Origin of the sequence: Alterluteimonas muca (genome assembly GCF_021191595.1) — a bacterium.
GTDB classification, from domain to species: Bacteria; Pseudomonadota; Gammaproteobacteria; order Xanthomonadales; family Xanthomonadaceae; genus Luteimonas; species Luteimonas muca.
In genome coordinates, this window is record NZ_JAIWPS010000010.1 from 82,793 (window position 1) to 105,732 (window position 22,940).

The 22,940-nt window shown below is 69.8% G+C and carries 18 protein-coding genes and 1 other RNA gene; 1 reads left to right on the plus strand and 18 read right to left on the minus strand.

All coding sequences use genetic code 11. The features are described from left to right. Positions 1 to 31: 31 nt before the first annotated feature. Both secA and LDO11_RS12115 read right to left on the minus strand, forming a co-directional pair. Entirely contained in the window at positions 32 to 2,767 is a 2,736-nt protein-coding gene (secA, locus tag LDO11_RS12110) for a preprotein translocase subunit SecA (protein WP_232141774.1), read from the minus strand. 302 nt (positions 2,768 to 3,069) lie between these two features. Next, complete coding sequence (locus LDO11_RS12115; protein ID WP_435574638.1) at positions 3,070 to 3,981, minus strand: M23 family metallopeptidase; 912 nt, start codon at positions 3,979 to 3,981, stop codon at positions 3,070 to 3,072. Positions 3,982 to 3,989: 8 nt separating this feature from the next. Between LDO11_RS12115 and LDO11_RS12120 the strand changes: the two genes are divergently transcribed. Then, positions 3,990 to 4,439, plus strand: coding sequence for a DciA family protein (locus LDO11_RS12120; RefSeq protein WP_129136710.1), 450 nt, complete (start codon positions 3,990 to 3,992; stop codon positions 4,437 to 4,439). Positions 4,440 to 4,909: 470 nt separating this feature from the next. Here the strand turns inward: LDO11_RS12120 and lpxC are convergent, their stop codons facing one another. From lpxC to rnpB, 16 genes are all read right to left on the minus strand, one after another. Continuing rightward, a complete protein-coding gene (gene lpxC / locus LDO11_RS12125) occupies positions 4,910 to 5,818 on the minus strand; it encodes a UDP-3-O-acyl-N-acetylglucosamine deacetylase (RefSeq protein ID WP_232141776.1) in 909 nt (302 codons plus the stop codon). A 339-nt stretch (positions 5,819 to 6,157) separates the two neighbouring features. Continuing rightward, the gene (gene ftsZ, locus LDO11_RS12130) at positions 6,158 to 7,390 is read right to left on the minus strand and encodes a cell division protein FtsZ (protein WP_232141777.1); all 1,233 of its coding nucleotides are present in this window, start codon (positions 7,388 to 7,390) and stop codon (positions 6,158 to 6,160) included. A 102-nt stretch (positions 7,391 to 7,492) separates the two neighbouring features. Further along, positions 7,493 to 8,728: a cell division protein FtsA gene (ftsA, locus tag LDO11_RS12135; RefSeq protein WP_100321820.1), complete on the minus strand. Its 1,236-nt coding sequence runs from the start codon at positions 8,726 to 8,728 to the stop codon at positions 7,493 to 7,495. Beyond that, the gene (locus LDO11_RS12140; RefSeq protein WP_232141778.1) at positions 8,725 to 9,585 is read right to left on the minus strand and encodes a cell division protein FtsQ/DivIB; all 861 of its coding nucleotides are present in this window, start codon (positions 9,583 to 9,585) and stop codon (positions 8,725 to 8,727) included. Before LDO11_RS12140 ends, ftsA begins: the two co-directional genes overlap by 4 nt. Continuing rightward, complete coding sequence (locus LDO11_RS12145) at positions 9,582 to 10,544, minus strand: D-alanine--D-alanine ligase (protein ID WP_232141779.1); 963 nt, start codon at positions 10,542 to 10,544, stop codon at positions 9,582 to 9,584. Before LDO11_RS12145 ends, LDO11_RS12140 begins: the two co-directional genes overlap by 4 nt. Further along, complete coding sequence (gene murC / locus LDO11_RS12150; protein WP_232141780.1) at positions 10,541 to 11,989, minus strand: UDP-N-acetylmuramate--L-alanine ligase; 1,449 nt, start codon at positions 11,987 to 11,989, stop codon at positions 10,541 to 10,543. Before murC ends, LDO11_RS12145 begins: the two co-directional genes overlap by 4 nt. Next, positions 11,986 to 13,323: a putative lipid II flippase FtsW gene (ftsW, locus tag LDO11_RS12155; protein WP_232141781.1), complete on the minus strand. Its 1,338-nt coding sequence runs from the start codon at positions 13,321 to 13,323 to the stop codon at positions 11,986 to 11,988. Before ftsW ends, murC begins: the two co-directional genes overlap by 4 nt. After that, positions 13,323 to 14,408 carry a phospho-N-acetylmuramoyl-pentapeptide-transferase gene (gene mraY, locus LDO11_RS12160; RefSeq protein ID WP_136412764.1) on the minus strand — a complete coding sequence of 362 codons (1,086 nt, stop codon included), beginning with the start codon at positions 14,406 to 14,408 and terminating at the stop codon, positions 13,323 to 13,325. Before mraY ends, ftsW begins: the two co-directional genes overlap by 1 nt. Continuing rightward, positions 14,398 to 15,816: a UDP-N-acetylmuramoyl-tripeptide--D-alanyl-D-alanine ligase gene (locus LDO11_RS12165; RefSeq protein WP_232141782.1), complete on the minus strand. Its 1,419-nt coding sequence runs from the start codon at positions 15,814 to 15,816 to the stop codon at positions 14,398 to 14,400. Before LDO11_RS12165 ends, mraY begins: the two co-directional genes overlap by 11 nt. Continuing rightward, complete coding sequence (locus LDO11_RS12170) at positions 15,813 to 17,276, minus strand: UDP-N-acetylmuramoyl-L-alanyl-D-glutamate--2,6-diaminopimelate ligase (protein ID WP_232141783.1); 1,464 nt, start codon at positions 17,274 to 17,276, stop codon at positions 15,813 to 15,815. The genes LDO11_RS12165 and LDO11_RS12170 overlap by 4 nt, the downstream gene beginning before the upstream one ends. Next, entirely contained in the window at positions 17,273 to 19,117 is a 1,845-nt protein-coding gene (locus LDO11_RS12175) for a peptidoglycan D,D-transpeptidase FtsI family protein (RefSeq protein WP_435574639.1), read from the minus strand. The genes LDO11_RS12170 and LDO11_RS12175 overlap by 4 nt, the downstream gene beginning before the upstream one ends. Continuing rightward, positions 19,114 to 19,380, minus strand: coding sequence for a cell division protein FtsL (ftsL, locus tag LDO11_RS12180; RefSeq protein WP_255683450.1), 267 nt, complete (start codon positions 19,378 to 19,380; stop codon positions 19,114 to 19,116). The genes LDO11_RS12175 and ftsL overlap by 4 nt, the downstream gene beginning before the upstream one ends. Further along, entirely contained in the window at positions 19,377 to 20,342 is a 966-nt protein-coding gene (gene rsmH, locus LDO11_RS12185) for a 16S rRNA (cytosine(1402)-N(4))-methyltransferase RsmH (protein WP_255683452.1), read from the minus strand. The genes ftsL and rsmH overlap by 4 nt, the downstream gene beginning before the upstream one ends. Continuing rightward, positions 20,339 to 20,785, minus strand: coding sequence for a division/cell wall cluster transcriptional repressor MraZ (mraZ, locus tag LDO11_RS12190; RefSeq protein WP_129136721.1), 447 nt, complete (start codon positions 20,783 to 20,785; stop codon positions 20,339 to 20,341). The genes rsmH and mraZ overlap by 4 nt, the downstream gene beginning before the upstream one ends. 497 nt (positions 20,786 to 21,282) lie before the next feature. Further along, a complete protein-coding gene (locus LDO11_RS12195) occupies positions 21,283 to 22,233 on the minus strand; it encodes an energy transducer TonB (RefSeq protein ID WP_232141785.1) in 951 nt (316 codons plus the stop codon). Positions 22,234 to 22,409: 176 nt separating this feature from the next. Further along, an RNA gene (gene rnpB, locus LDO11_RS12200) (RNase P RNA component class A) lies at positions 22,410 to 22,854 on the minus strand. Positions 22,855 to 22,940 lie beyond the last annotated feature (86 nt).

Sequence of the window (22,940 nt, forward strand, 5' to 3'; positions counted from 1 at the left end):
GCTCCGCGGACGGCACCACGGGCAGCTCAGCTCAGCTGAGCTGCCCGTGGCAATGCTTGTACTTCTTGCCGCTGCCGCAGGGGCAGGGATCGTTGCGGCCCACCTTGGGCGCGTCGCGGGTCACCTGCGCCACGCCGCCACCCTGCGCTGCAAGCCCACGCTGCACGGCCTCGGCTTCCTCGTCGGCGCCGTAGCCGCCGGCATCGGCATGCTGGAACTGCGCCTGGTTGAGCTTGGCCTCGACCTGGCGACGCTCCTCGGCCTCCATCGCCGCGATCTCCTCCTCGCTGCGCACGCGCACGCGCGCCAGCATGGCGATGACCTCGCGCTTGACCTTGTCGAGCATTTCCGAGAACAGCAGGAACGCCTCGCGCTTGTACTCCTGCTTCGGCTGCTTCTGCGCGTAGCCGCGCAGGTAGATGCCCTGGCGCAGGTAGTCCATGCGCGCGAGGTGCTCCTTCCAGCTCTGGTCGACCACGTTGAGCATCAGGTGCTTCTCGAGCATGCGCATGGTCTCGCTGCCGATCTGCTGCTCCTTGGCCGCGAACAGCGCGTCCACCGCTTCCTGCACGTGCGCGGTGATGCCCTCGGCGTCGATCTCCTCCTCGACCAGCCTGCGCAGGTCCAGGCGCAGGCCGAAGTCGGCTTCCAGCGCCGCTTCCAGGCCCGGCAGGTCCCACTGCGCGTCGATCGATTCCGGCGGCACGAAGCGCCCCACGATTTCCGCCACCACGTCGGCGCGGATGCCGTCGACGGTTTCCTTGACGCTGTCGGCGTCGAGCAGTTCGTCGCGCTGGCCGTAGATCACCTTGCGCTGGTCGTTGTTGACGTCGTCGAAGTCGAGCAGGTTCTTGCGGATGTCGAAGTTGTGCGCTTCCACCTTGCGCTGTGCGTTGGCGATCTGCTTGGTGACCAGCGGCGACTCGATGATGTCGTCCTCCTGCAGGCCCATGCGCGCCATCACCTTCTGCACCCAGTCGGCGGCGAAGATGCGCATCAGGTTGTCTTCCAGCGACAGGTAGAAGCGGCTGGAACCCGGATCGCCCTGGCGCCCGGCGCGGCCACGCAGCTGGTTGTCGATACGACGCGACTCGTGCCGCTCGGTGCCGATGATGTGCAGGCCACCCGCCGCCACCACCTGGTCATGGCGCTGCTGCCACGCCGCGCGTACCGCCGCCTTCTGCTCGTCGCCGGCTTCCTCGCCGAGCTCGTGCAGCTCCGCTTCCAGCGAACCGCCGAGCACGATGTCGGTACCGCGGCCGGCCATGTTGGTGGCGATGGTCACCGCCTTCGGGCGGCCGGCGTGGGCGATGATCTGCGCCTCGCGCTCGTGCTGCTTGGCGTTGAGCACCTCGTGCGGGATGTTGTCCTTGCGCAGTTCGGCCGACAGCAGTTCGGAGACCTCGATCGAGGTGGTGCCGACGAGCACCGGCTGGCCGCGCTCGTAGGCATCCTTGATCTCGCGGGCAACGGCGCGGTACTTGCCGGCGCGGTTGAGGAACACCGCGTCGGGGTGGTCCTTGCGCACCATCGGCCGGTGGGTGGGGATGACCACCACTTCCAGCCCGTAGATCGACTGGAACTCGTAGGCTTCCGTATCGGCGGTACCGGTCATGCCCGAGAGCTTGCCGTACATGCGGAACAGGTTCTGGAAGGTGATCGAGGCCAGCGTCTGGTTCTCGCGCTGCACCGGCACGCCTTCCTTCGCCTCGACCGCCTGGTGCAGGCCATCCGACCAGCGCCGACCCGGCAGCGTACGGCCGGTGAACTCGTCGACGATCACCACCTCGCCGTCGCGCACGATGTAGTCGACGTCGCGCTGGTAGATCGCGTGTGCGCGCATCGCGGCGTTGAGGTGATGCACGACGTGGATGTTGTGCGGGTCGTACAGGCCCTCGTCCTCGCCGATGATGCCGGCCTTGCGCAGCAGTTCCTCGGCGTGCTCCTGGCCCGCCTCGGACATGTGCACCTGCTTCTGCTTCTCGTCGACCCAGAAGTCGCCCTCGCCATCCTCGGCGGTCTGCCGCACCAGCGACGGCACGATGCGGTTGACCTTGATGTAGAGCTCGGGGGTCTCGTCGGCCGGGCCGGAGATGATCAGCGGCGTGCGCGCCTCGTCGATGAGGATCGAGTCCACCTCGTCGACGATCGCGTAGTTCAGCCCGCGCTGGTAGCGGTCGGCCTTCGACAGCGCCATGTTGTCGCGCAGGTAGTCGAAGCCGAATTCGTTGTTGGTGCCGTAGGTGATGTCGGCGCCGTAGGCGGCGTGCTTGTCGCCGTGCGGCATGCCCGGGTAGACCACGCCCACCGTCAGGCCCAGCCAGTTGTAGAGCTTGCCCATCTGCGCGGCGTCGCGGCGCGCCAGATAGTCGTTGACCGTCACCACGTGCACGCCCTTGCCTTCCAGCGCGTTGAGGTAGACCGGCAGCGTGGCCACCAGGGTCTTGCCCTCGCCGGTGCGCATCTCGGCGATCTTGCCCATGTGCAGCACCATGCCGCCGATCAGCTGCACGTCGTAGTGGCGCATGCCCAGCACCCGGCGGCTGGCCTCGCGGCAGACCGCGAACACTTCCGGCAGCAGCTTGTCGAGCGACTCGCCATCGGCGACGCGCTGCTTGAAGTGCGGGGTCCTGGCCTGCAACTCGGCGTCGGTGAGCTTCTGCATCTCCGGCTCGAGTGCATTGACCTTCTGGGCGACCTTGTCGAGCTGTTTGACGAGACGTTCGTTGCGGCTGCCGAAGACGCTGGTGAGCAGGCGGTTGAGCATGGGTGTACCGGTTCGGGGTTCGGGGCACGGGCCGGTCGTGCCGGCCCGCAACGAAAAAAGGGCGCGGGGCGCCCTTTCTCATGGCAACGCGGATTGTAGCGTGGGGACGCGCGCGGCGGCTTTCAAGGAAAACCGAGTCACCGGCCCGACTGGCGAGGGCACCTTGGGACGAGCGCGGCGAGCTCCGCCCTCACCCCATCCTCTCTCGCGTAAACAGGAGAGGGGCGATGGTGCCGGGCGGGAGATACCTCGAACGTGGCGGGTCGCAACCGGACGATCTTCCGCACGGTTCGCCTGGGGTCCTACTGGCGCGAGACACCCATGTCGGCGAGGAACTGCCGCGGGTTGAGCACGCGGCCACCTTCCCACACTTCGAAGTGCACGTGCACGCCGGTCGAGCGCCCGGTCGAGCCGGCCTTCGCCAGTTCGGTGCCGGCGCGCACCAGGTCGCCGACCCGCGCGGTGTTGCGCGAGTTGTGCGCGTAGCGGGTGACGTAACCATTGCCATGGTCGACCTCGACCACGTTGCCGTAGCCGGAGCGCTGGCCGGAGTAGCTGACCACGCCATCGGCCACCGCCATCACCGGATCGCCGAGGCGGGCGCTGAAGTCGATGCCGCGGTGGAAGGCGCGGCCGCCGCTGAAGGGGTCGGCGCGGTAGCCGTAGCTGGAGGTGACATAGCTGCTGCCCACCGGCGAGCGCGAGGGCAGCGCGGCACGCTCCATCTCCTCGCCGAGCAGCAGCGCCTCGAGCACCGAGAGCTGGTCGCCCGAGGTGCGGAACTGGGTGTCCACCTGCTCCATGCCCTCGTGCAGCGCACGGGCCGGCATGTCCTGGACGGGACCCGGACCACCGACGGCGACCGCGGTGGTGAAGTCGAACTCGCCCTCGCCGAGCTTGCCGATGCGGGTCAGGCGCTCGCCCAGCGCATTGAGGCGGTTGGCCTGGGCCTGGAGTTCGCCGAGACGCGCGGCGAGCGCGTTGACCTCGCGCTGGGCCTCCTGGCGGGTGTTGTCGATCAGCGCCTGCTGGCGGGTGTTTTCCGCCTTCAGGCGGGAGATCTCGCCGGCAGCGGCGCCGGCACCGAGGACCAGGCCCGAGCAGGCCAGCACGGCGGCGGCGGTCATCGGGCGGCGGGCGATCCGGGCACGCGTGCACCGCAACCAGTGCATCATGCGGGCTCGCGCCTGCCGGGTATAAGAGTTCAAGGTCATTGCTTCACATGTCCGGAGTTCGTTCAAAGCCACCAAGAACCGGTCCGCAAACCCCACAGCCGGCGCTCGATACGCTGCTGGGCGGTGCGGCCGGTGATCCGTTGCGTCGGGCACTGTGGCTCGACGACCTGGACCGGCGACTGCGTCCCCTGCTTCCCCCGGCGCTGGCCGCGCATGCGCGGCTGGGCAACGTCGACGGTGGCAGGCTCGTACTGCTGGTGGAAGCTGCGGTCTGGCATGCCCGTGCAAGGCTGGCCGGTCCACAGATCCTGGAAGCCGCCCGCTCCCTCGGGCTGGATGTCACGGTGCTGGTGGTGCGTACCACCAGCCGACCCGCCTCGCCGCCTCCCCCGGCCAGGCCCAGGTCACGTCCTCTTTCGCCACACGCCGAACAGGCCCTGCGCGAGGCGGTCACGCTCCTGTCGACCAACGACACCGACGATCGAAGCGGGTCCTGACACCCGCCGCGGCTTCACGCGGCCTGCACGGCGGGGACGGGGCATCCTATCGGCCATACCCGCGCGAAGGGTTAACGACTCGGTAAGTAAGCGTAAATTTCCGTTAACTTTTCGTTATGAGTTCACTCGGAACTCACGTTGGTGAGCCCCCGCGACGCACCTTGCCAGCGGTCAGAACCTCGTGCCGGGCACGCGTCGCATTGGAAAGTCCAATGAAGTGACCTGCGCGGGTCGCGCTGGCGTTGCGATTGCGTCGCCGATCCCCCGGATGCGACCGCACCGCGCTGCGATCCAGTGGCCATGCGCAACCCGACATCGGTACATGCAGGGCGTCCCGGCATCCGCCCGGATGCAGGGCGTCCAGCGCGTGCGATCGGCGCCCGACGCGCGTCCTCGCGTCGGGGCGTCGCGTCCGGACCGGTTCGTGGGTTTGCCGCGTAGGGTCGATGCGACGCCGCGCGGGCACGTGCTCAGGCGGCGACGGGAACGCCGTAGGACACCGGGGCCTCGGCCTGCGCGTCGAAGCTCACCTCTTCCCAGGCCGATGGCTCGGCCAGCAGCGCACGCACCAGCTTGTTGTTGAGCGCATGGCCGGACTTGAAGCCCTCGAAGGCACCGAGGATCGGGTGGCCGGCGAGATAGAGATCGCCGACGGCGTCGAGGATCTTGTGGCGCACGAACTCGTTGGCGTAACGCAGGCCGTCGTCGTTGAGCACGCGGAACTCGTCGAGGACGATGGCGTTGTCCATCGAGCCGCCCAGGCCGAGGTTTCGCTCGCGCATGAACTCGAGGTCGCGCATGAAGCCGAAGGTGCGCGCGCGGCTCACTTCGCGGATGTAGTTCCCGGTCGAGAACTCCACCACGGCGCGTGACTGGGTGGCGGGGATCGCCGGATGGTCGAACTCGATGGTGAAGTCGAGCCGGAAGCCGTCATACGGCTTGAAGCGCGCGATCTTGTCGCCGTCGCGCACCTCGATGTCGCGCTTGATGCGGATGAAGCGCTTGGGGGCATCCTGCAGCACGATCCCGGCCGACTGCAGCAGGAACACGAACGGACCGGACGAGCCGTCCATGATCGGCACTTCCGCCGCCGACAGCTCGACGAAGATGTTGTCCACGCCCAGCCCGGCCAGCGCCGACATCAGGTGCTCGACCGTCATCACCTTGCCCGCACCACGGGTCAGCCCGGTGCAGAGCATGGTCTCGGTGACGAGTTCGCCGTTGGCGGGAATTTCCACCACCGGATCGAGGTCGACGCGGCGGAACACGATGCCGGTATCGACAGGCGCCGGACGCAGCGTCAGGAAGACCTTCTCGCCACTGTGCAGGCCTACGCCGGTGGCGCGGATGGTGTTCTTGAGGGTGCGTTGCTTGGGCATCAGGGGTCTGCCAGGAGCGCGGGAACCCGGTGGGCCAACGCGGAACGCGCGAAGGTTAGCACGCGCCCCGCTTAACCTGAACGGAAGCGACGGGGCCCGGGAGGCCTCGCGTAAAACGCCACCGGGCCGGCGCAGGCCCGGTGACAAAGGACACGTCAGTACCACTGCGGCCCGGGACGGACGGCCCGGACCGCTGCAACGGAGACGACCGTCAGTCAGCCTGGCGGCGCAGGGTGAGCCCACCCGCCTGCGAGGCATTGCCTCGCGGGTGGGCGAACGCCCGGCCATGGACGGCCGGGCCGGGGGCTCTGATCCCGGGCCGCCTCGCCATGGATGGCATCAGTCGGCCTGACGACGCAGGAACGCAGGAATATCCAGGTAGCTGCTGTCGTTGCCGAAATCGGCGACGGCGGGCTTCGCGGTGTCCTCGGTGGCCACGCTGCGGCCACGCAGGGCCGAGGCGATGCTCGGCGCCTGGCCGGCAACGGCGTCCTCGATGACCATGCCGGTGGTGCCGTCGCGCTTGGCCTGGGTGTGGATCAGCTGCACCTGCGGGCGACGCGCCGGCTCGGCGTTGTAGTCGCTGCCGCGCACGCTGCTGCGGGTGGCCGCGCGGTTGAGGCCGGTGGCGACCACGGTCACGCGCACTTCGTCCTGCATGTCCGGGTCGAGCACGGTGCCGATGACCACGGTGGCGTCCTCGGAGGCGAAGTTCTCCACCGTGCGGCCGACCTCGTCGAACTCCGACATGGTGAAGTCCGGGCCGGCGGTGATGTTGACCAGGATGCCGTTGGCACCGGCGAGGTTGACGTCGTCGAGCAGCGGGTTCTGGATCGCCGCCTCGGCCGCGGCCTGCGCACGGTCGTCGCCGCGGGCGTGGCCGGTGCCCATCATCGCCAGGCCCATCTCGGACATGACGGTGCGCACGTCGGCGAAGTCGACGTTGATCAGGCCCGGGCGCACGATCAGGTCGGCGATGCCCTGCACCGCGCCCAGCAGCACGTCGTTGGCGGCACGGAAGGCCTGGATCATGGTGGCGTTGCGGCCGAGCACGGTGATCAGCTTCTCGTTGGGAATGGTGATCAGCGAATCGACGTGCTGCGACAGGTCCTCGATGCCCTTGAGCGCCACCTGCATGCGGCGGCGGCCCTCGAACGGGAACGGCTTGGTGACCACGGCGACGGTGAGGATGCCCATCTCCTTCGCCAGCTGCGCAACCACGGGCGCCGCACCGGTGCCGGTGCCACCGCCCATGCCGGCGGTGATGAACACCATGTCCGCGCCCTGCAGCGCGTCCATGATGATCTCGCGGTCTTCCAGCGCGGCCTGGCGGCCGACCTCCGGGTTCGCGCCCGCACCGAGGCCCTTGGTGACATTGCCACCGAGCTGCAGCTGCAGCTTCGCGCCGCAGTTCTTGATCGCCTGCGAGTCGGTGTTGGCGGTGATGAACTCCACCCCGTCCACGCTGCTGCTGACCATGTGGGCCACGGCGTTGCCACCGCCACCGCCCACGCCAATGACCTTGATGACGGCATTGGGTGCCATCTTCTCTACCAGTTCGAAATGCGCCATGTCCGTTGTCCTCGCAAGTGTGTGTGTTGCTTATCGATATGTTGTTGAAACGCCCTGCTCCGCCCTGCTTCCCTCCGTCCGTCCCGCGCGTGGCGGGCCGGCTCAGAATTCGCCCCGGTACCACTCCTTCAATTTCTTGAAGAAGCTGCCTGCGCGCCCGGTCGGGATCACCGGGCGGCGGGGATGTTCGATCTGGCTGCCCATCAGCAGCAGGCCCACGCCGGTGGCGTGCACCGGGTTGCCGACCACTTCGCCCAGCCCGGTCACGTGCTGCGGAATGCCCACGCGCACCGGCATCTGCAGCATTTCCTCGGCGAGTTCGACCACGCCTTCCATCTTCGCGGCGCCGCCGGTCAGCACCATGCCGGCGCGCACGTGCTGCTCGAAGCCCGAGCGGCGCAGTTCGGCCTGCACCATCTCGAAGATCTCCTCGTAGCGTGCCTGCACCGCCTGCGCCAGCGACTGCCGCGGCAGACGCCGCGGCGGGCGGTCGCCCACGCTCGGCACCTGGATCGATTCCTCGCTGGTGGCCAGCTGCGCCAGCGCGCAGGCGTAGCGCACCTTGATCTGCTCGGCTTCCGGCGTGGGCGTGCGCAGCATGTGCGCGATGTCCTCGGTGACCTTGTCGCCGGCGATCGGCAGCGACGAGGTGTGCGAGATCGCGCCCTGCACGAACACCGCCAGATCGGTGGTGCCGGCGCCGATGTCGACCAGCACCACGCCCAGCTCGCGCTCGTCGGCGGTGAGCACGGCGGTGCTGGATGCCAGCGACGACAGCACCAGGTCGTCGATCTGCAGGCCGCAGCGCTGCACGCACTTGGAGATGTTGGCGGCGGCCGACTGCGCGCACACCACCAGGTGCGCGTGCACCTCCAGGCGCACGCCGGTCATGCCGACGGGATTGCGGATGCCTTCCTGCGAGTCGTCGAGCACGTACTCGCGGGGAATCGCGTGCAGGATCTTCTGGTCGGCCGGGATCGCCACCGCCTTGGCGGCGTCGAGCACGCGGTCGAGATCGGCCCAGGTCACCTCGCCGTCGCGGATCGGCACGATGCCCGGCGAGTTCTTGCACTGCACGTGGTTACCGGAGATCGAGGCATACACCGAGCGGATCTCGCAGCCGGCCATCAGCTCGGCTTCCTCGATCGCGCGCTGGATCGACTGCACGGTGGATTCGATGTCGACCACCACGCCGCGCTTGAGCCCGCGCGATTCATGGCTGCCGATGCCGATCACCTCGATCGGGTTGCCGGGGGAGTACTCGCCCACCAGCGCCACCACCTTGGAGGTGCCGATGTCGAGGCCGACGATCAGGGCCTTGTCGCCTTTGCGGTTCATGCGGTGCTGCCGGAAATGAAGGGGGGAAACAGTGCGCGCGGGGCGCCGGAGGTCAGGGCACGGACGATCGCGTCGAGCGGCTGCGCTGCACGCATTCGCGCGGCTGCGAGCGGACGGCCATCCACCGCCACGGTGGCGGTGTCCGTGCCATCGGCCGGGGCGGCTTCGCCCCAGGTCAGTGCAAAGCCATTCGTGTAGCGCAGGTCCGCCCGCTGCAGGCGCTCGGCGCGCTCGTGCAGCAGCCGCGGCAACAGGCGGGCGAAGCGTTCGATGCGCGGGCGCGCCTGCTGCCCACCGATGACCACGTCGGTGCCGCTGGCCAGGCGCATCGACCAGCTGCCACGCGAATCCACCGCCACGCGCTCGACGTCGTCGCCGACCGCGGTGAACAGCGCGCGCGACTCGTTGTAGAGCGCGACCACGTCCGGCACGCGTGCCTCCGGGCCGTCGAACCACGGCAGGCCATCTGGCGGCGTGGTGCCCGCGGCCGGGAACAGCCGACCCTGCTCGGACAGCAGGCGGTCGTCGCCCCAGCGCGCGAACGGACGGTGTTCGCTGACGCGCACTTCCAGCACGTCCGGCCAGCGCTTGCGCACTTCCGCCTGTTCCACCCACGGCAGCGTCGATACGGCGGCCTGGGCGGCAGCGAGGTCGACGGCGAAGAACCCGCGCTGTGCATGCGGCAACACCGCCTCGCGCAGCGCCGCGTCCTCGACCCAGGCGAGGTCGCCGATCACCCGCAGCGTGCGCAGCGGCCAGCGCTCGGCGCCGATCCAGCCCTGCACCACCGCCACCACCGGCAGTGCCACCAGTGCCAGCGCCAGTGCCCAGGCGAGGATGCGCAGCATCGCGTTCACAGGGTCTGCTCCAGCACGCGCCAGCACAGTTCCTCGAACCCGATGCCGATCCGGCCGGCGGCCTTGGGCACCAGCGAGTGGCTGGTCATCCCCGGCGCGGTGTTGACCTCGAGCAGCTGGAAGTTGCCGCTGTCGCGGTCGCGCATGATGTCGACGCGGCCCCAGCCACCGCAGCCGGCGGCGACGAAGGCCGCCAGCGCGAGTTCGCCGATGCGACGCTCGTCGTCGCCCTCGAGGCCCGGGCACAGGTACTGCGTGGCGTCGGACACGTACTTGGCTTCGTAGTCGTACCACGCCCCCTTTGGCACGATGCGGATCGACGGCAACGCGCGCAGGCCGTCGCCGGTGTCGAGGATGCCGACGGTGAGCTCGTCGCCGACCACCATGCGCTCCACCAGCAGCTCGCCCGAGTAGCGCGCGGCCAGCTGCACCGCCTCCTCGAGGCCGGCATCGTCGAACACGCGGCTGACGCCGACGCTGGAGCCTTCCTGCGACGGTTTGACGATCACCGGCAGGCCCAGCGTGCGCGCGGCGGCATGCACGTCGTCGCCACGCGCCAGGCGCGCATAGGCCGGGGTCGGCAGACCGAGGCTCAACCACACCTGCTTGGTGCGGATCTTGTCCATGCTCAGCGCCGAGCCGAGCACGCCGGAGCCGGTGTACGGCACCCCGAGCGCATCCATCAGCCCCTGCACCACGCCGTCCTCGCCACCGCCGTGCTGGCCGTGCAGCACGTTGAACACGCGGTCGTAGCGGCGTGCCACCAGTGCCTGCGCCAGCGCGGCGATGCCGTCGACCGGCTGTGCATCGACGCCACGCGCGCGCAGTGCTTCGAGCACGTTGCGACCGGATTCCAGCGACACCTCGCGCTCGGACCCGGTGCCGCCGAGCAGCACGGCGACGCGGCCGAAGCCGGCGGGATCGACGAGGCGCGGGGCGGGCAGCGGACGTGCACTCATCGCGCCGCCTCCGGGAAACCTTCCAGTGCCAGCTGCTGTGCGGCATGGCCGATGTCGCCCGCGCCCATCACCAGCAGCAGGTCGCCATCGGCAAGCACGTCGGGCAGCACCGCACGCAGTTCATCGGTGCCGTCGACGACCACCGGATCGAGACGCCCGCGCGCACGGATTGCACGTGCCAGCGCCCGCGAATCGGCATTCGCCAGCGGCGCCTCGCCGGCGGCATAGACCTCGGTCAGCACCAGCACGTCGACATCCGACAGCACCGCGGCGAAATCGTCGAGGAGGTCGCGGGTGCGGCTGTAGCGATGCGGCTGGAAGGCAACGACCAGCCGCTTGTCCGGCCAGCCGCCGCGCGCGGCCTCGAACACCGCCTTGAGTTCCTTCGGGTGGTGGCCGTAGTCGTCGACCAGCTGCACCGTCGCGCCCTGCGCGGTGGTCAGTTCGGCCAGCAGGTTGAAGCGGCGGCCGATGCCCTGGAACTTCTCCAGCGCCTGCACGATGCGCGCCGGGTCCACACCGACCTGCCAGCCCACCGACGCCGCCGCCAGCGCGTTCTGCACGTTGTGGCGGCCGGGCAGTGCCAGCGTCGCCGGCATGCGGCTGCCATCGGGCAGGCACAGCGTGAAGCACATGCGCGCACCATGCTGCACCACGTCCTCGGCGCGCACGTCGGCATCCACGCTGAAGCCGTAGGTGGTCACGTGGCGCGGAGTCTCCTCGGCCAGCCGCGCGACTTCGGGATCGTCGATGCACAGCACCGCCAGCCCGTAGAACGGCAGCCGGTGCAGGAATTCGGAGAACGCCGCCTGCACGCGCGCGAAATCGCCACCGTAGTTCTCGAGGTGGTCGGCATCGATATTGGTGACCACCGCCACCAGCGGGTTCAGCCGCAGGAAGCTGCCGTCGCTCTCGTCGGCCTCGGCCACCAGCCAGTCACCGCCGCCCAGACGCGCATTGGCGCCGGCGGCCAGCAGCTGCCCGCCGATGACGAAGGTCGGGTCCATGCCGCCCTCGGCCAGCACGCTGGCCGTCAACGAGGTGGTGGTGGTCTTGCCGTGGGTGCCGGCGACCGCGATGCCGCGCTTGAGGCGCATCAGTTCGGCCAGCATCTCCGCACGCGGCACCACCGGGATGCGGCGCGCACGCGCTTCCACCAGTTCCGGGTTGTCGGCCCGGATCGCGCTGGAGATCACCACGCAGTCGGTGCCCTGCACGTTGTTGGCGGCATGCCCGCGATGCACGCGGATGCCGAGCGCCTGCAGGCGACGCGTCACCGCGTTGTCGGCGAGGTCGGAACCCGACACGTTGTAGCCCAGCGTGTCGAGCACCTCGGCGATGCCGCTCATGCCGGCGCCGCCGATGCCGACGAAATGCACCCGCCCGTAGGCACGCGCGAGTTCGGCGCCGGACAGCAGGCGGGCGTCGAGCAGGCGACGGATCATGCAGAGGTTCTCCCGAAGGTGGGTTCAACGCGCTGGCGCAGGCGGCTGGTGCCGTAGGTGGGCAGCGGCGCGGCCTCGGCGGCCGGCGCGTGCGTGGCAGGCGTGGCGCGTGCGGGCGCAGGGTCGTGCGCGGTCGGTGCCGGAGCAGGTGCATCGCCCCGCAGGCGCGCGACCTGGCGCTGCGCGCGGTCGAGTTCGAACGACACCCGCAGCAGCAGGCCGACCGCGACGCAGGTCATCATCACGCTGGAGCCGCCCGACGAGATCAGCGGCAGCGTCAGGCCCTTGGTTGGCAGCAGGCCGAGGTTGACGCCGATCGACACCAGGCTCTGCAGCGCGATCGCCAGTGCCACGCCGAAGGCGCAGTAGCCGGCGAAGTGGCGGCGCATCTCCACGCACTTCAGGCCGATCCACAGCGCGCGCCCGACCAGCAGCGCGTACAGGCCGATCACCAGGCACACGCCGAGGAAGCCGAGTTCCTCCGCGATCACCGCCAGGATGAAGTCGGTATGCGCCTCGGGCAGGTAGTTGAGCTTCTGGATCGACGCGCCCAGGCCGACGCCGGTGAGTTCGCCGCGGCCCACCGCCATCAGCGCGTTGGCGAGCTGGTAGCCGGAATTGAACGGATCCGCGAACGGGTCCATGAACGAGGTGAGGCGGCGCATGCGGTACGGCTCGGCGATCGCCACGATCGCCAGCAGTGGCAGGCCGATGACCACCGGCGCCGCCATCCGCGGCAGGTGCACGCCGCCCAGCACCAGCATCCCGGCGGTGATCGCCAGCATCAGCGCCAGCGAGCCGAAGTCGGGCTGGAACACCAGCAGCACCATGAGCCCGCAGGCCACGAAGATCGGCTTGAGCATCGCGCCCCAGGTCGCGTTGACCTCGTCGCGGAAGCGCACCAGGTAGCTGGCCAGCCACACGATGTACATCAGCTTCACCGCTTCCACGACCTGGAAGTTGGAGACGCCCAGGTTGATCCAGCGCTGCGCACCATTGACGCTGTGGCCAAGGCCCGGGATGAACACCAGCAGCAGCAGGCCGAAGCAGCCCAGCAGCAGCAGGCGGTCGTACTTCTCGATGCTCTTGAGCTCGGTGCGCATCACCAGCGCGCACAGCACCGCGCCCATGCCCAGGAACATCAGGTGGCGCACCAGGAAGTAGAACGGGCCGACCTCCAGCTCCTCGGCCACCGCGATCGAGCTGGAACCGACCATCACCACGCCCAGCACCGCGAGCGCGATGGCGGCGCCACACAGCCACGGGTCGAAGCGCCCCTGGATGGCATCCAGGCGGGTGGCCTGGCGGCTGGCGGTGGTGTCGGCAACGGCCATCAGCGCACCTTCAACGTCGCGAGGCCGACCAGCACCAGGATCACCGAGATGATCCAGAAGCGCACGATGACGCGCGGCTCCGGCCAGCCCTTGAGCTCGAAGTGGTGGTGGATGGGCGCCATCCGGAACACGCGCTTGCCGGTGAGCTTGAACGACGCCACCTGGATCATCACCGAGAGCGTCTCGATGACGAAGATGCCGCCCATGATCACCAGCACCAGTTCCTGGCGAACGATCACCGCGATGGTGCCCAGCACCGCACCGAGCGCCAGCGCGCCGATATCACCCATGAACACCATCGCCGGATAGGTGTTGAACCACAGGAAGCCGAGCCCTGCGCCGGCGATCGCCGCGCAGATGATCACCAGTTCGCCGGCACCCGGAATCTGCGGGATCTGCAGGTAGTTGGAGAACACCGCGTTGCCCGAGGCATAGGCGAACACGCCCAGCGCGCAGGCCACCAGCACCGTCGGCATGATCGCCAGGCCATCGAGGCCGTCGGTGAGGTTGACCGCGTTGGAGAAGCCGACGATCCAGAAATAGGCGATGGCGACGAAGGTGATCGACACCAGCGGCAACGCCACCGCCTTGAACAGCGGGATATAGAACGTGGTGGCCGCCGGTACGTCCGCGGTCTGGTACAGGTAGATGCCGGCCGCCAGGCCAAACACCGACTGCAGCAGGTACTTCCAGCGCGACTTCAGCCCGTTCGGGTCGCGTTTGACGATCTTGATCCAGTCGTCGTACCAGCCGATGGCACCGAAGGCGAGCATCACCAGCAGCACCACCCACACGTACTTGTTGCGCAGGTCGCCCCACAGCAGCACCGAGGCGAGCACGGTCAACAGGATCAGCGCACCGCCCATGGTCGGGGTGCCGGCCTTGGAGAAGTGGGTCTGCGGGCCGTCACTGCGGATCGGCTGGCCACCCTTGTACTGGGCCAGCCTGCGGATCACCGCCGGGCCCCACCACAGCGACAGCAGCAGCGCGGTCAGCGCGGCGAGGATGCCGCGGAAGGTCAGGTACGCGAACAGGCCGAAGAAATCCTCGAGCCCCTGCAGCCAGCGCGCCAGCTCAAGCAGCATCGGTGGTGTCCTCCGTCAGGTCCAGCAATGCGGACACGACCCGCTCCATCGCGCTCGAGCGCGATCCCTTGACCAGCACGCGCAGCGACGCGCCCTCGCCTGCCGCAGCCCGCGCCTGCACCTCGCGTCGCAACGCGTTGATCAGTGCGGGCTGGTCGTCGTGGTGGTGGGCGTCGGCGCCGAATGCCTGCGCCGCGGCGGCGCTCAGCCGGCCCACCGTGTACAGCCGTTCGATGCCCGCCTGGTGTGCGCGGCGGCCGATCTCGGCATGCAGCGCGGCGGCATCCGTGCCCAGCTCGCCCATGTCGCCCAGCACCAGCCAGCGCTGGCCCGCAGCGGCCGCCAGGGTGTCGATCGCGGCGTCCATCGAACCGGGGTTGGCGTTGTAGCTGTCGTCGATGAGCAGGCCGCCGCCGCCCATGCGATGGCGCACCAGGCGGCCAGCCACCGGCTGCGCGGTGGACAGCGCGTTGGCGATGACGCCCGCGCTGGCGCCAAGCGCCCACGCGATGGATGCCGCCGCCAGCGCATTGCGGATGCTGTGACGGCCGGCCAGCGGCAGTTCCACCGCGGCCTCGGCATCGGGCAGCACCAGCACGAAGTTACTGCCGGCGTCGCTGGCGCGGATCGCGGTGGCGGCGATGTCGGCACCGTTGTCGATGCCGAAGCGCAGCAGGCGGCGGCCATGCGCGCGTTCGGCGAAGTACGGCGCGAAGGCATCGTCGGCATTGATGATGGCGGTGCCGTCGGCGGGCAGCGCCTCGTAGATCGCGGCCTTGGTCTCGGCGATGCCGAACAGGCTGCCCATGCGCTCGAGATGCGCCGGCGCCACGTTGTTGACCAGCGCCACCTGCGGCCGCGCGACCGCCGTCAGCCAGGCGATGTCGCCGGGCTTGCCGGCGCCCATCTCGTAGATCGCGTAGCGGCTGTCTTCCGGCGCCGACAGCACCGACAGCGGCAGCCCGATTTCGTTGTTGCGGTTGCCGGGGTTGGCGTAGGTCGGCCCCAGCCGCGACAGGATCGTGCGCGTGAGTTCCTTGACCCCCGTCTTCCCGTTGCTGCCGGTGATGCCGACCACGGCGCCGCTGCGCGCACGCTGCACGGCGCCCGCCCACATTGCCAGCGCGGTCTGGGTGTCGTCGACCACGATCTGTGCGATGCCGGCATCGGACGGCCGCGACACCAGCGCGGCGCGCGCGCCACAGTCCGCAGCGGCGGCGACATGGTCGTTGCCGTCGAAGCGTTCGCCGCGCAGGGCGACGAACAGGGTGCTGGCGCCGGCACCGAACGCACGGGTATCGGTTTCGACCGCATCGATCAGCGGGTCGCTGTCGGGCGCGGCATCGAGCCGGCCCTGCGCCCAACGGGCAATCTGCGACAGCGGCATCGGGGTGATCGCCAGGCTCATGCGCACTGCTCCAGCACAGCGCGCGCGACCTGCGCGTCGTCGAAGGGATGGCGCACGCCGCTGATCTCCTGGTAGGGCTCGTGCCCCTTGCCGGCGACCAGCACGATGTCGCCCGGGCCGGACTGGCCGACCGCCTGCGCGATCGCGGCAGCGCGGTCGCGCTGCACGGTCACCGCGCTGCGCTCGGCAAAGCCGTCGAGGATCTCCGCGACGATGGCATCGCCGTCCTCGCCGCGCGGGTTGTCGTCGGTGACCACCACCGCTTCGGCCAGGCGTTCGGCGATCGCCGCCATCTGCGCGCGCTTGCCACGGTCGCGCTCGCCACCGCAGCCGAACACGCAGACCAGCCGACCGCGCACGTGGTCGCGCAGGCTGGCGAGCGCCTGCTCCAGTGCGTCGGGGGTATGCGCGTAATCGACCACCACGGTCGGTCGGCCGGCGCCGCCGAGCCGGGTCATGCGCCCGGGCACCGGCTGCAGCTGCGACAGGGTGTCGGCGATGGTCGCGGCGTCCTCGCCGAGTGCATGCAACACGCCGGCCACCGCCAGCAGGTTGTCGACATTGAAGCGCCCCAGCAGCGGTGAACGCACCGGATGCTCCGCACCACCGGTACACAGCCGGAAGCCGATGCCGGCACCGTCCAGCACCACCGACTCCGCGCGCAGCAGCGCCGCAGGATGGCCGCGGGCGCTGATGCCGATCGTGCGCCCGGCATGGCCGGACTCGAACAGCTGCAGGCCGTAAGGATCGTCGAGGTTGACCACCGCCGCTTCCAGCCCCGGCCAGCGCAGCAGGCGCGCCTTGGCGGCACCGTAGCTGGCCATGTCGCCGTGGTAGTCGAGGTGGTCGCGGGTGAGGTTGGTGAACACGCCGACGCGAAAATGCACGCCGTCCACGCGCCCCTGGTCGAGCGCGTGCGAACTGACCTCCATCGCCACCGCCTGCGCGCCGTCGTCGCGCAGCCGCGCGAGCAGCACATGCAGCTGCGAGACCTGCGGCGTGGTGAAACCGGTCGGTTCCACCGCGCCATGCAGGCCGGCGCCGAGGGTGCCGATGCTGCCCGCCCGCAGGCCGCGCAGCGTCCACGCCTGTGCCAGCAGTTGCACCGTGGAGGTCTTGCCGTTGGTACCGGTGACGCCGACGGTGACCATCGCTTTCGAGGGCGAACCATGGAAGCGGTCGGCCATTGCACCCAGGCGGCCGCGCAGCCCGGGCACCGCGATCGCGTCGGCCGGCACCTCGAGGTCTTCCGGCGCCGGGGTCTCGTAGACGATCGCCGCGGCACCGGCATCCAGCGCGCGCGACGAGAAGCGCAGGCCGTGGGTGCCGAAGCCCGGGATGGCGATGAATACATCGCCCGGGCCGACCTCGCGGCTGTCCTGCACCAGCCCGGAGACGACCAGCCCGGCCGGCACGCCGGCGACGTCGGGCAGCAGTTCGCGCAGCGCGACCCGGCTCATCGCGCGGCTCCCGCATTGGCCACCGCGGCGGCCACCGCCGGTGCGACCGGGCGCGCCGGTGCCTGGCGCGCGGCGGTGGCGCGGCGCTTGCGCTCGGCATCGGCCTGCGCCGCAAGCCAGGTGTCGATGTCGTCGGGCGGCACGTCCATCAGCCGCAACGTGCCTTCCATGGTCGCCTTGAACACCGGTGCGGAGATGTAGCCGCCGCCATAGGTGGAACCCCCGCGCGAGGTGTCGGGGTCGTCGATCACGATCACCATCGAGAAACGCGGGTTGTCGACCGGCACCAGGCCGGCGAAGAACGCGACGTAGCGGCGCGCATAGCCGCCGCCGCTGGCCTTGCGCGCGGTGCCGGTCTTGCCGGCCACGTGGTAGCCCAGGATCGCCGCGCGCGTGGCGGTGCCACCCGGCTCGGTCACGGTCTGCATCATCCGCATCACTTCGGCGGCGATGCCCGGATCGAGCACCTGGGTCGGCTCGTTGTGCTGGCCCTTGACGAAGGTCGGCGCGATCAGCCTGCCGCCGTTGCCCAGCGCCGCGTAGGCGACCGCCAGCTGCAGCGGCGTCACCGACATGCTGTAGCCGTAGGACATCGTCTGCTTCATGGTGCCGTCCCAGCTCGCCGGCTCGCGCAGGAAGCCCGCCGCCTCGCCGGGAAAGCCGCTGCCGGTGCTGCGGCCGTAACCGAAGCGGCGCAGGAACTGGTAGAAGCGCTCGTCAGGCAGCGTGTGCACGATCTTGGCCACGCCGACGTTGGAACTCTTGGTCAGCACGCCGGTGACGTCGAGCACGCCGTAGTTGCGGAAGTCGCTGGTGCGGTAGCGCCCGTTCGGGATCCAGCCCGGGTTGGTGTCGATGCGGGTGTCGGGGCGGATGGTGCCGGCCTCGAGCCCCGCGGCCACGGTCAGCGGCTTGATCGTCGAGCCCGGCTCGATGAGGTCGGTCACCGCGCGGTTGCGGCGCGCCTCGCGGTCGGTGCTGCCGAGCACATGCGGGTTGTAGGCCGGCAGGTTGGCCATCGCCAGCACTTCGCCGGTGGCGACGTCGAGGATCACCGAGGAACCGGCGCTGGCGCCGGAGCTGACGATCGCGTTGCGCAGTTCGCGGTGGGCGAGGTACTGGATGCGCCGGTCGATCGACAGCGTCAGGTCCTTGCCCGGCTGCGCGGGGCGCACCAGGTCGACGTTCTCGACGATGCGGCCGCGGCGGTCGCGGATGACCTTCTGCGCACCCGGATGCCCGCGCAGCCATTCGTCGAACGCCAGCTCGATGCCTTCCTGGCCACGGTCGTCGATATTGGTGAAGCCGAGCACATGCGCCAGCGCCTCGCCCTGCGGGTAGAAGCGGCGGAACTCGCGCTGGCTGAACACGCCGGGGATATTGAGCGCGACGATCTTCTGCGCGCTGGCCGGGTGGATGCGGCGCTGCCCCGGCAGGTACATGAACTCCTTGTCGGCGCGCTGTGCGACCGCGCGCGCAAGCTGGTCCGGGTCCTGGCCGATCGCTTCGGCCAGCTCGGTGATGCGCTCGGGGTGCTTCACCAGTTCCTGCGGGTTCGCCCACAGCGACGCCACCGGCGTGGAGATCGCCAGCGGCTCGCCGTTGCGGTCGGTGATCATGCCGCGCGAGGTGGCGATCGGCAGTTCGCGCAGGAAACGCGAGTCCGCCTTCTGCTGGTAGAAGGCGTTGTCGATGAGCTGCAGGTCGATGGCACGGCCGATCAGCACCAGCGCCACCACCCCGAGTCCGCCGCCCACCAGCAGAAGCCGCGCGCGCAGGTCGAACTGCGCACGCGTGCGCGGGCGCTTGGCATGGCCGCCGGGGATGCGTCCGAACCTCATGGGCGGATCACCACGATGTCGGCGGTTTCCGGGAACTTCATCCCCAGCCGCTCGCGCGCCACCTGGTCGATGCGGGTGCTCTCCGCCCAGGTCGCCTGCTCGAGTTGCAGCCGGCCGAATTCGATGTTGAGTTCGTCGCGGGCGTTCTCCAGCCGCGTGAGCTGGCTGAAGAGCTGCCGGTGCTGGTGGCGCGCATGCACCACGCCGATCGCGGTGATGACGATGGCGACCAGCACGATGGCGACCAGGAAGCGGGTGATCATGGCGCCACCCCGTCAAGTTTCCCGGCCACCCGCAGCACCGCGCTGCGCGCGCGCGGGTTGGCCGCCACTTCGTCGGCATCGGCATGGATGGCACCGCCGAGGTCGCGCAGGCGCGGCACGAACGACGCGATCTCCGGCAGCCGGCGGTTGCTCGGCGGCGGCTTGGCGTGGCGTGCGATGAACTGCTTGACGATGCGGTCTTCCAGCGAATGGAAGCTGATCACCGCCAGCCGCCCGCCCGGTCGCAGCACCTCGAGGGCGGCATCGAGCCCGGCCTCGAGATCGGCCAGTTCCCGGTTGATGTGGATGCGGATGGCCTGGAAGCTGCGCGTGGCCGGGTGGATGCGGTTGCGCTCGCTGCCCGGCTTGCCGCGCGGCATCGCCGCGGCCACCAGTTCGGCCAGCTGCGCAGTGCGCACGATCGGCTCCTGCGCGCGCCGGGCGACGATCGCGCGGGCGATGCGGCGGCTGTGGCGTTCCTCGCCATAGGTCCACAGCACGTCGGCGATCGCGCGCTCGTCGGCGTGCGCCAGCCACTCGGCCGCGCTCTCGCCGGAGCCCGGGTCCATGCGCATGTCGAGCGGGCCGTCCTTGCCGAACGAGAATCCGCGCTCGGCAACGTCGAGCTGCGGCGAGGACACGCCGAGGTCGAACAGGATGCCGTCGACGCCGGCACGCGCGAGGTCCCAGCCGCCGAGCGAGGCGAAGCTGGCCTGGCGCACGTGCACGCGTGCGTCGGCGCCGAACTCGCGTCCGGCCACGGCGATCGCTTCGGGATCCTTGTCCATCAAGAGCAGCCGGCCCTGTGCGCCCAGACGTTCCAGTACGCGTCGCGCATGGCCGCCACGCCCGAACGTGCCGTCCAGATACACGCCGTCCTCCACCACCCGCAGGCCGTCGATGACCTGCGCGACCATGACTGGAAGGTGGCCGGACGGGGTGTCCGTGCCACCGCCGTTCATAGCTTCAACTCGAGCAGTTGCCCGCTGAGATCCTCGTCGGTGATCACCTGGCGGATCTGCGCGTGGTGCGCCTGCTCGCTCCAGAGTTCGAACTTGTCGCCCATGCCCAGCAGCACGGCCTTCTTCTCGATGCCGACCGCGGCGCGGTGGCTGGACGGCACGCTGATGCGGGCGTTGCCGTCGAGTTCCACATGCGCCGCCGAACCGACCAGGCAGCGCTGCATGCGCCGGTGCGCCGACAGGGAGCCGGGCAGCTGGTTGACCGCGTCGCGCACCCGCTCCCACTCCGCTTCCGGGTACAGGAACAGGCAGCCGGACTCGAACGGGTTGTAGGTCAGGACCAGGCGACCGGCGCACACGCGCGCGACAATGTCCCGATAGGCGGTGGGAATCGCCAGTCGGCCCTTGTCGTCAATGGTGATGGCGGTCTCGCCCTGGAACACTTGGTCTCGGCCCGGATGCCCGTCTGCGGCGGGCTTCAGATTCCGCGGAAAACCACAAAAACCCCGGCTTCCCCACGTGGCGCCACCTTAGGGTCGGGTCAGGGGGTTGTCAACAATGCGTTTGTCAAATTTTCGCTAGTCCGGTCAATGACTTGCGAAGAAGTTCACATACTTGTTCAAGCTTTATCCACAAGCGACTGTTTCGTCTCAGAATTTGAGATTGATCACCAAATTCAGGGTGGTCGAGGGCGCGTGAAAGGCGCGCGTCACAGCGGTGCGCAAGGCGCGCGGCGCTCCCGCTTTTGCGCAGGCACAGCCCGGGTCGAAGCATCGGCGGGGCTGGTGGGCACGGGCGGCGCACCACGCGGCAGTGGCGCGGGACGGGTCGAGATGGCCCCCCGCCCATCAGCGAAGCGTAGCTGCGACATCGGCGCCCGCCGGGCGCCACCGGGGTCTTCGGCGCCGCCCGCGGGGCCGACGTGCGGCCGGGGCAGCGCTCAGTCGAGGGAAAACTGCAGGGTGCGGGTGCTGGTATGCACGCGACCGGTGGCTTCGAAGCGCCAGCGTTCAGCAGCGGTGAGCGCGGCGCGGTCGAACACGCCCTGGGGATCCGATGCGGTGACCCGGGGGTCCCGCACCCGGCCTTCCGGGTCGATCGTGAACGCGATCTGCACCCGACCTTCCAGGCGGCGGTTCAACGCAATCATCGGATAACGCGGCGTGGCGTCTTCCAACAGCGCCGGTGTCGGCGAGGGCGGCGCGGGCGAGGGACCGCCTCGCGCCGCCACGCCGGTGCCAGCCTCCGCAGCGACGGGGACGGCCATCGGAGGCGCCGGAGCCGGCGATGCCACCGCGGCAGCACGTCCGGGAGGGGCCGCGGTGGCGGTCTCCACGGGCGCGGTCGCGACCGGGGCCTCGCGTGCGGCGACTCCCACCGCCGCTGCCCCGGCCACGGCGGTGGAAGCCGTTTCGGCACCGGCATCGTCAGGCGCCCGAACGGCAGGCCGGGGTGGCGCGGCCGCGAGCGTCGCCAGGCCTGCGGCGAGCCTGGGCAGGGACGGGGCCGCTGGGTCGATGCGCTCCAGCAGCGCCGTCAGTCGTTTTGCCTCACCGGCATCGCCGCGGGCAAGCGCCTGCTCGGCGGCGATCATCACGTACGGCTGCAGCGCGACGAGCGCTTCGCGCGCCGCGGTGTCGTCCGGTGCCTGCCGCTGCACCTCAAGGAAATGCTCGGCGGCGTTGTCTCCCGCCGGGGCATGCAGCCGCCGCGCCTCAAGGGCCGCGTGCGCGCGCCGCCGCAGCCCTTGGACATCGCCGTGGGCGTCGATGCCGCCGTCCGTGACCGGTGCCGTGGTGGACGCGGCCGGCTCCGGCCCGCGTCCACACCCTGCCGACAGGCAGGCGAGCGCCAGCAGCAATACGGCACCAGAAGCGTAGCGGTGAGCCATCGTGTACCCGTCCCCCTGTCTGCGGGACGGCGATCTTGCGCAGTGCGGATGACGCCGCGACGACAGAGCGAAGGCGGTACGGGCGGCTTGGCCGCCACCACGCTTCCCCAGGCACGGAGCGGGATGCCGACACTGCGGACCACGCGTGCCGTGGTCGGGGACTTCGAGTTGAGAGGTGGCGGAGCCGGCCTGTAAGCCGGGTTCTGTCGTGGACAGTCATTCCTCTAGGCGCATCGTCACCGATACGCTCAAGCAACCTACCCGGACCCGACGCGGGCCGCGCCATGAGGTCCCTATTTGGTCTTGCTCCCGGTGGGGTTTGCCGTGCCGGTCTGTTGCCAGACTCGCGGTGCGCTCTTACCGCACCATTTCACCCTTGCCTGATCCCTGCCACCCCTTTGCCGTCTCCAGAAAACACTTGGCCGGCTTCGCCGGCAGCGCGCTGGAGATGTCCACCCGTTCGATCGGGTGGCGGCAAAGGGGTGACAGGGCCATCGGCGGTATCTTTCTGTTGCACTTTCCGTCGGCTCGCGCCGCCCAGGCGTTACCTGGCACCGTGCCCTGTGGAGCCCGGACTTTCCTCGGCATCGCAAGCGATGACGCGACTGTCCGGCCGACTCCGCCGGCGCGGATTGTCTCACGCGCCAGCGTCGTCTGCCGCCACCGGGGCAGGAACAGAGGGTCGATCGGTCCGGTCACTGCGCCCG

Excerpts from the sequence above, each read along its gene's own strand:
- LDO11_RS12145 (WP_232141779.1), bottom strand. The coding sequence starts at position 10,544 with ATGAGTGCACGTCCGCTGCCCGCCCCGCGCCTCGTCGATCCCGCCGGC.
- LDO11_RS12120 (WP_129136710.1), top strand. The coding sequence starts at position 3,990 with ATGTCCGGAGTTCGTTCAAAGCCACCAAGAACCGGTCCGCAAACCCCA.
- mraY (WP_136412764.1), bottom strand. The coding sequence starts at position 14,408 with ATGCTGCTTGAGCTGGCGCGCTGGCTGCAGGGGCTCGAGGATTTCTTC.
- rsmH (WP_255683452.1), bottom strand. The coding sequence starts at position 20,342 with ATGAACGGCGGTGGCACGGACACCCCGTCCGGCCACCTTCCAGTCATG.
- ftsL (WP_255683450.1), bottom strand. The coding sequence starts at position 19,380 with ATGATCACCCGCTTCCTGGTCGCCATCGTGCTGGTCGCCATCGTCATC.
- lpxC (WP_232141776.1), bottom strand. The coding sequence starts at position 5,818 with ATGCCCAAGCAACGCACCCTCAAGAACACCATCCGCGCCACCGGCGTA.
- secA (WP_232141774.1), bottom strand. The coding sequence starts at position 2,767 with ATGCTCAACCGCCTGCTCACCAGCGTCTTCGGCAGCCGCAACGAACGT.
- murC (WP_232141780.1), bottom strand. The coding sequence starts at position 11,989 with ATGATCCGTCGCCTGCTCGACGCCCGCCTGCTGTCCGGCGCCGAACTC.
- LDO11_RS12195 (WP_232141785.1), bottom strand. The coding sequence starts at position 22,233 with ATGGCTCACCGCTACGCTTCTGGTGCCGTATTGCTGCTGGCGCTCGCC.
- LDO11_RS12115 (WP_435574638.1), bottom strand. The coding sequence starts at position 3,981 with ATGACCTTGAACTCTTATACCCGGCAGGCGCGAGCCCGCATGATGCAC.
- LDO11_RS12165 (WP_232141782.1), bottom strand. The coding sequence starts at position 15,816 with ATGAGCCTGGCGATCACCCCGATGCCGCTGTCGCAGATTGCCCGTTGG.
- ftsW (WP_232141781.1), bottom strand. The coding sequence starts at position 13,323 with ATGGCCGTTGCCGACACCACCGCCAGCCGCCAGGCCACCCGCCTGGAT.
- LDO11_RS12175 (WP_435574639.1), bottom strand. The coding sequence starts at position 19,117 with ATGAGGTTCGGACGCATCCCCGGCGGCCATGCCAAGCGCCCGCGCACG.
- ftsA (WP_100321820.1), bottom strand. The coding sequence starts at position 8,728 with ATGAACCGCAAAGGCGACAAGGCCCTGATCGTCGGCCTCGACATCGGC.
- ftsZ (WP_232141777.1), bottom strand. The coding sequence starts at position 7,390 with ATGGCGCATTTCGAACTGGTAGAGAAGATGGCACCCAATGCCGTCATC.
- LDO11_RS12170 (WP_232141783.1), bottom strand. The coding sequence starts at position 17,276 with ATGAGCCGGGTCGCGCTGCGCGAACTGCTGCCCGACGTCGCCGGCGTG.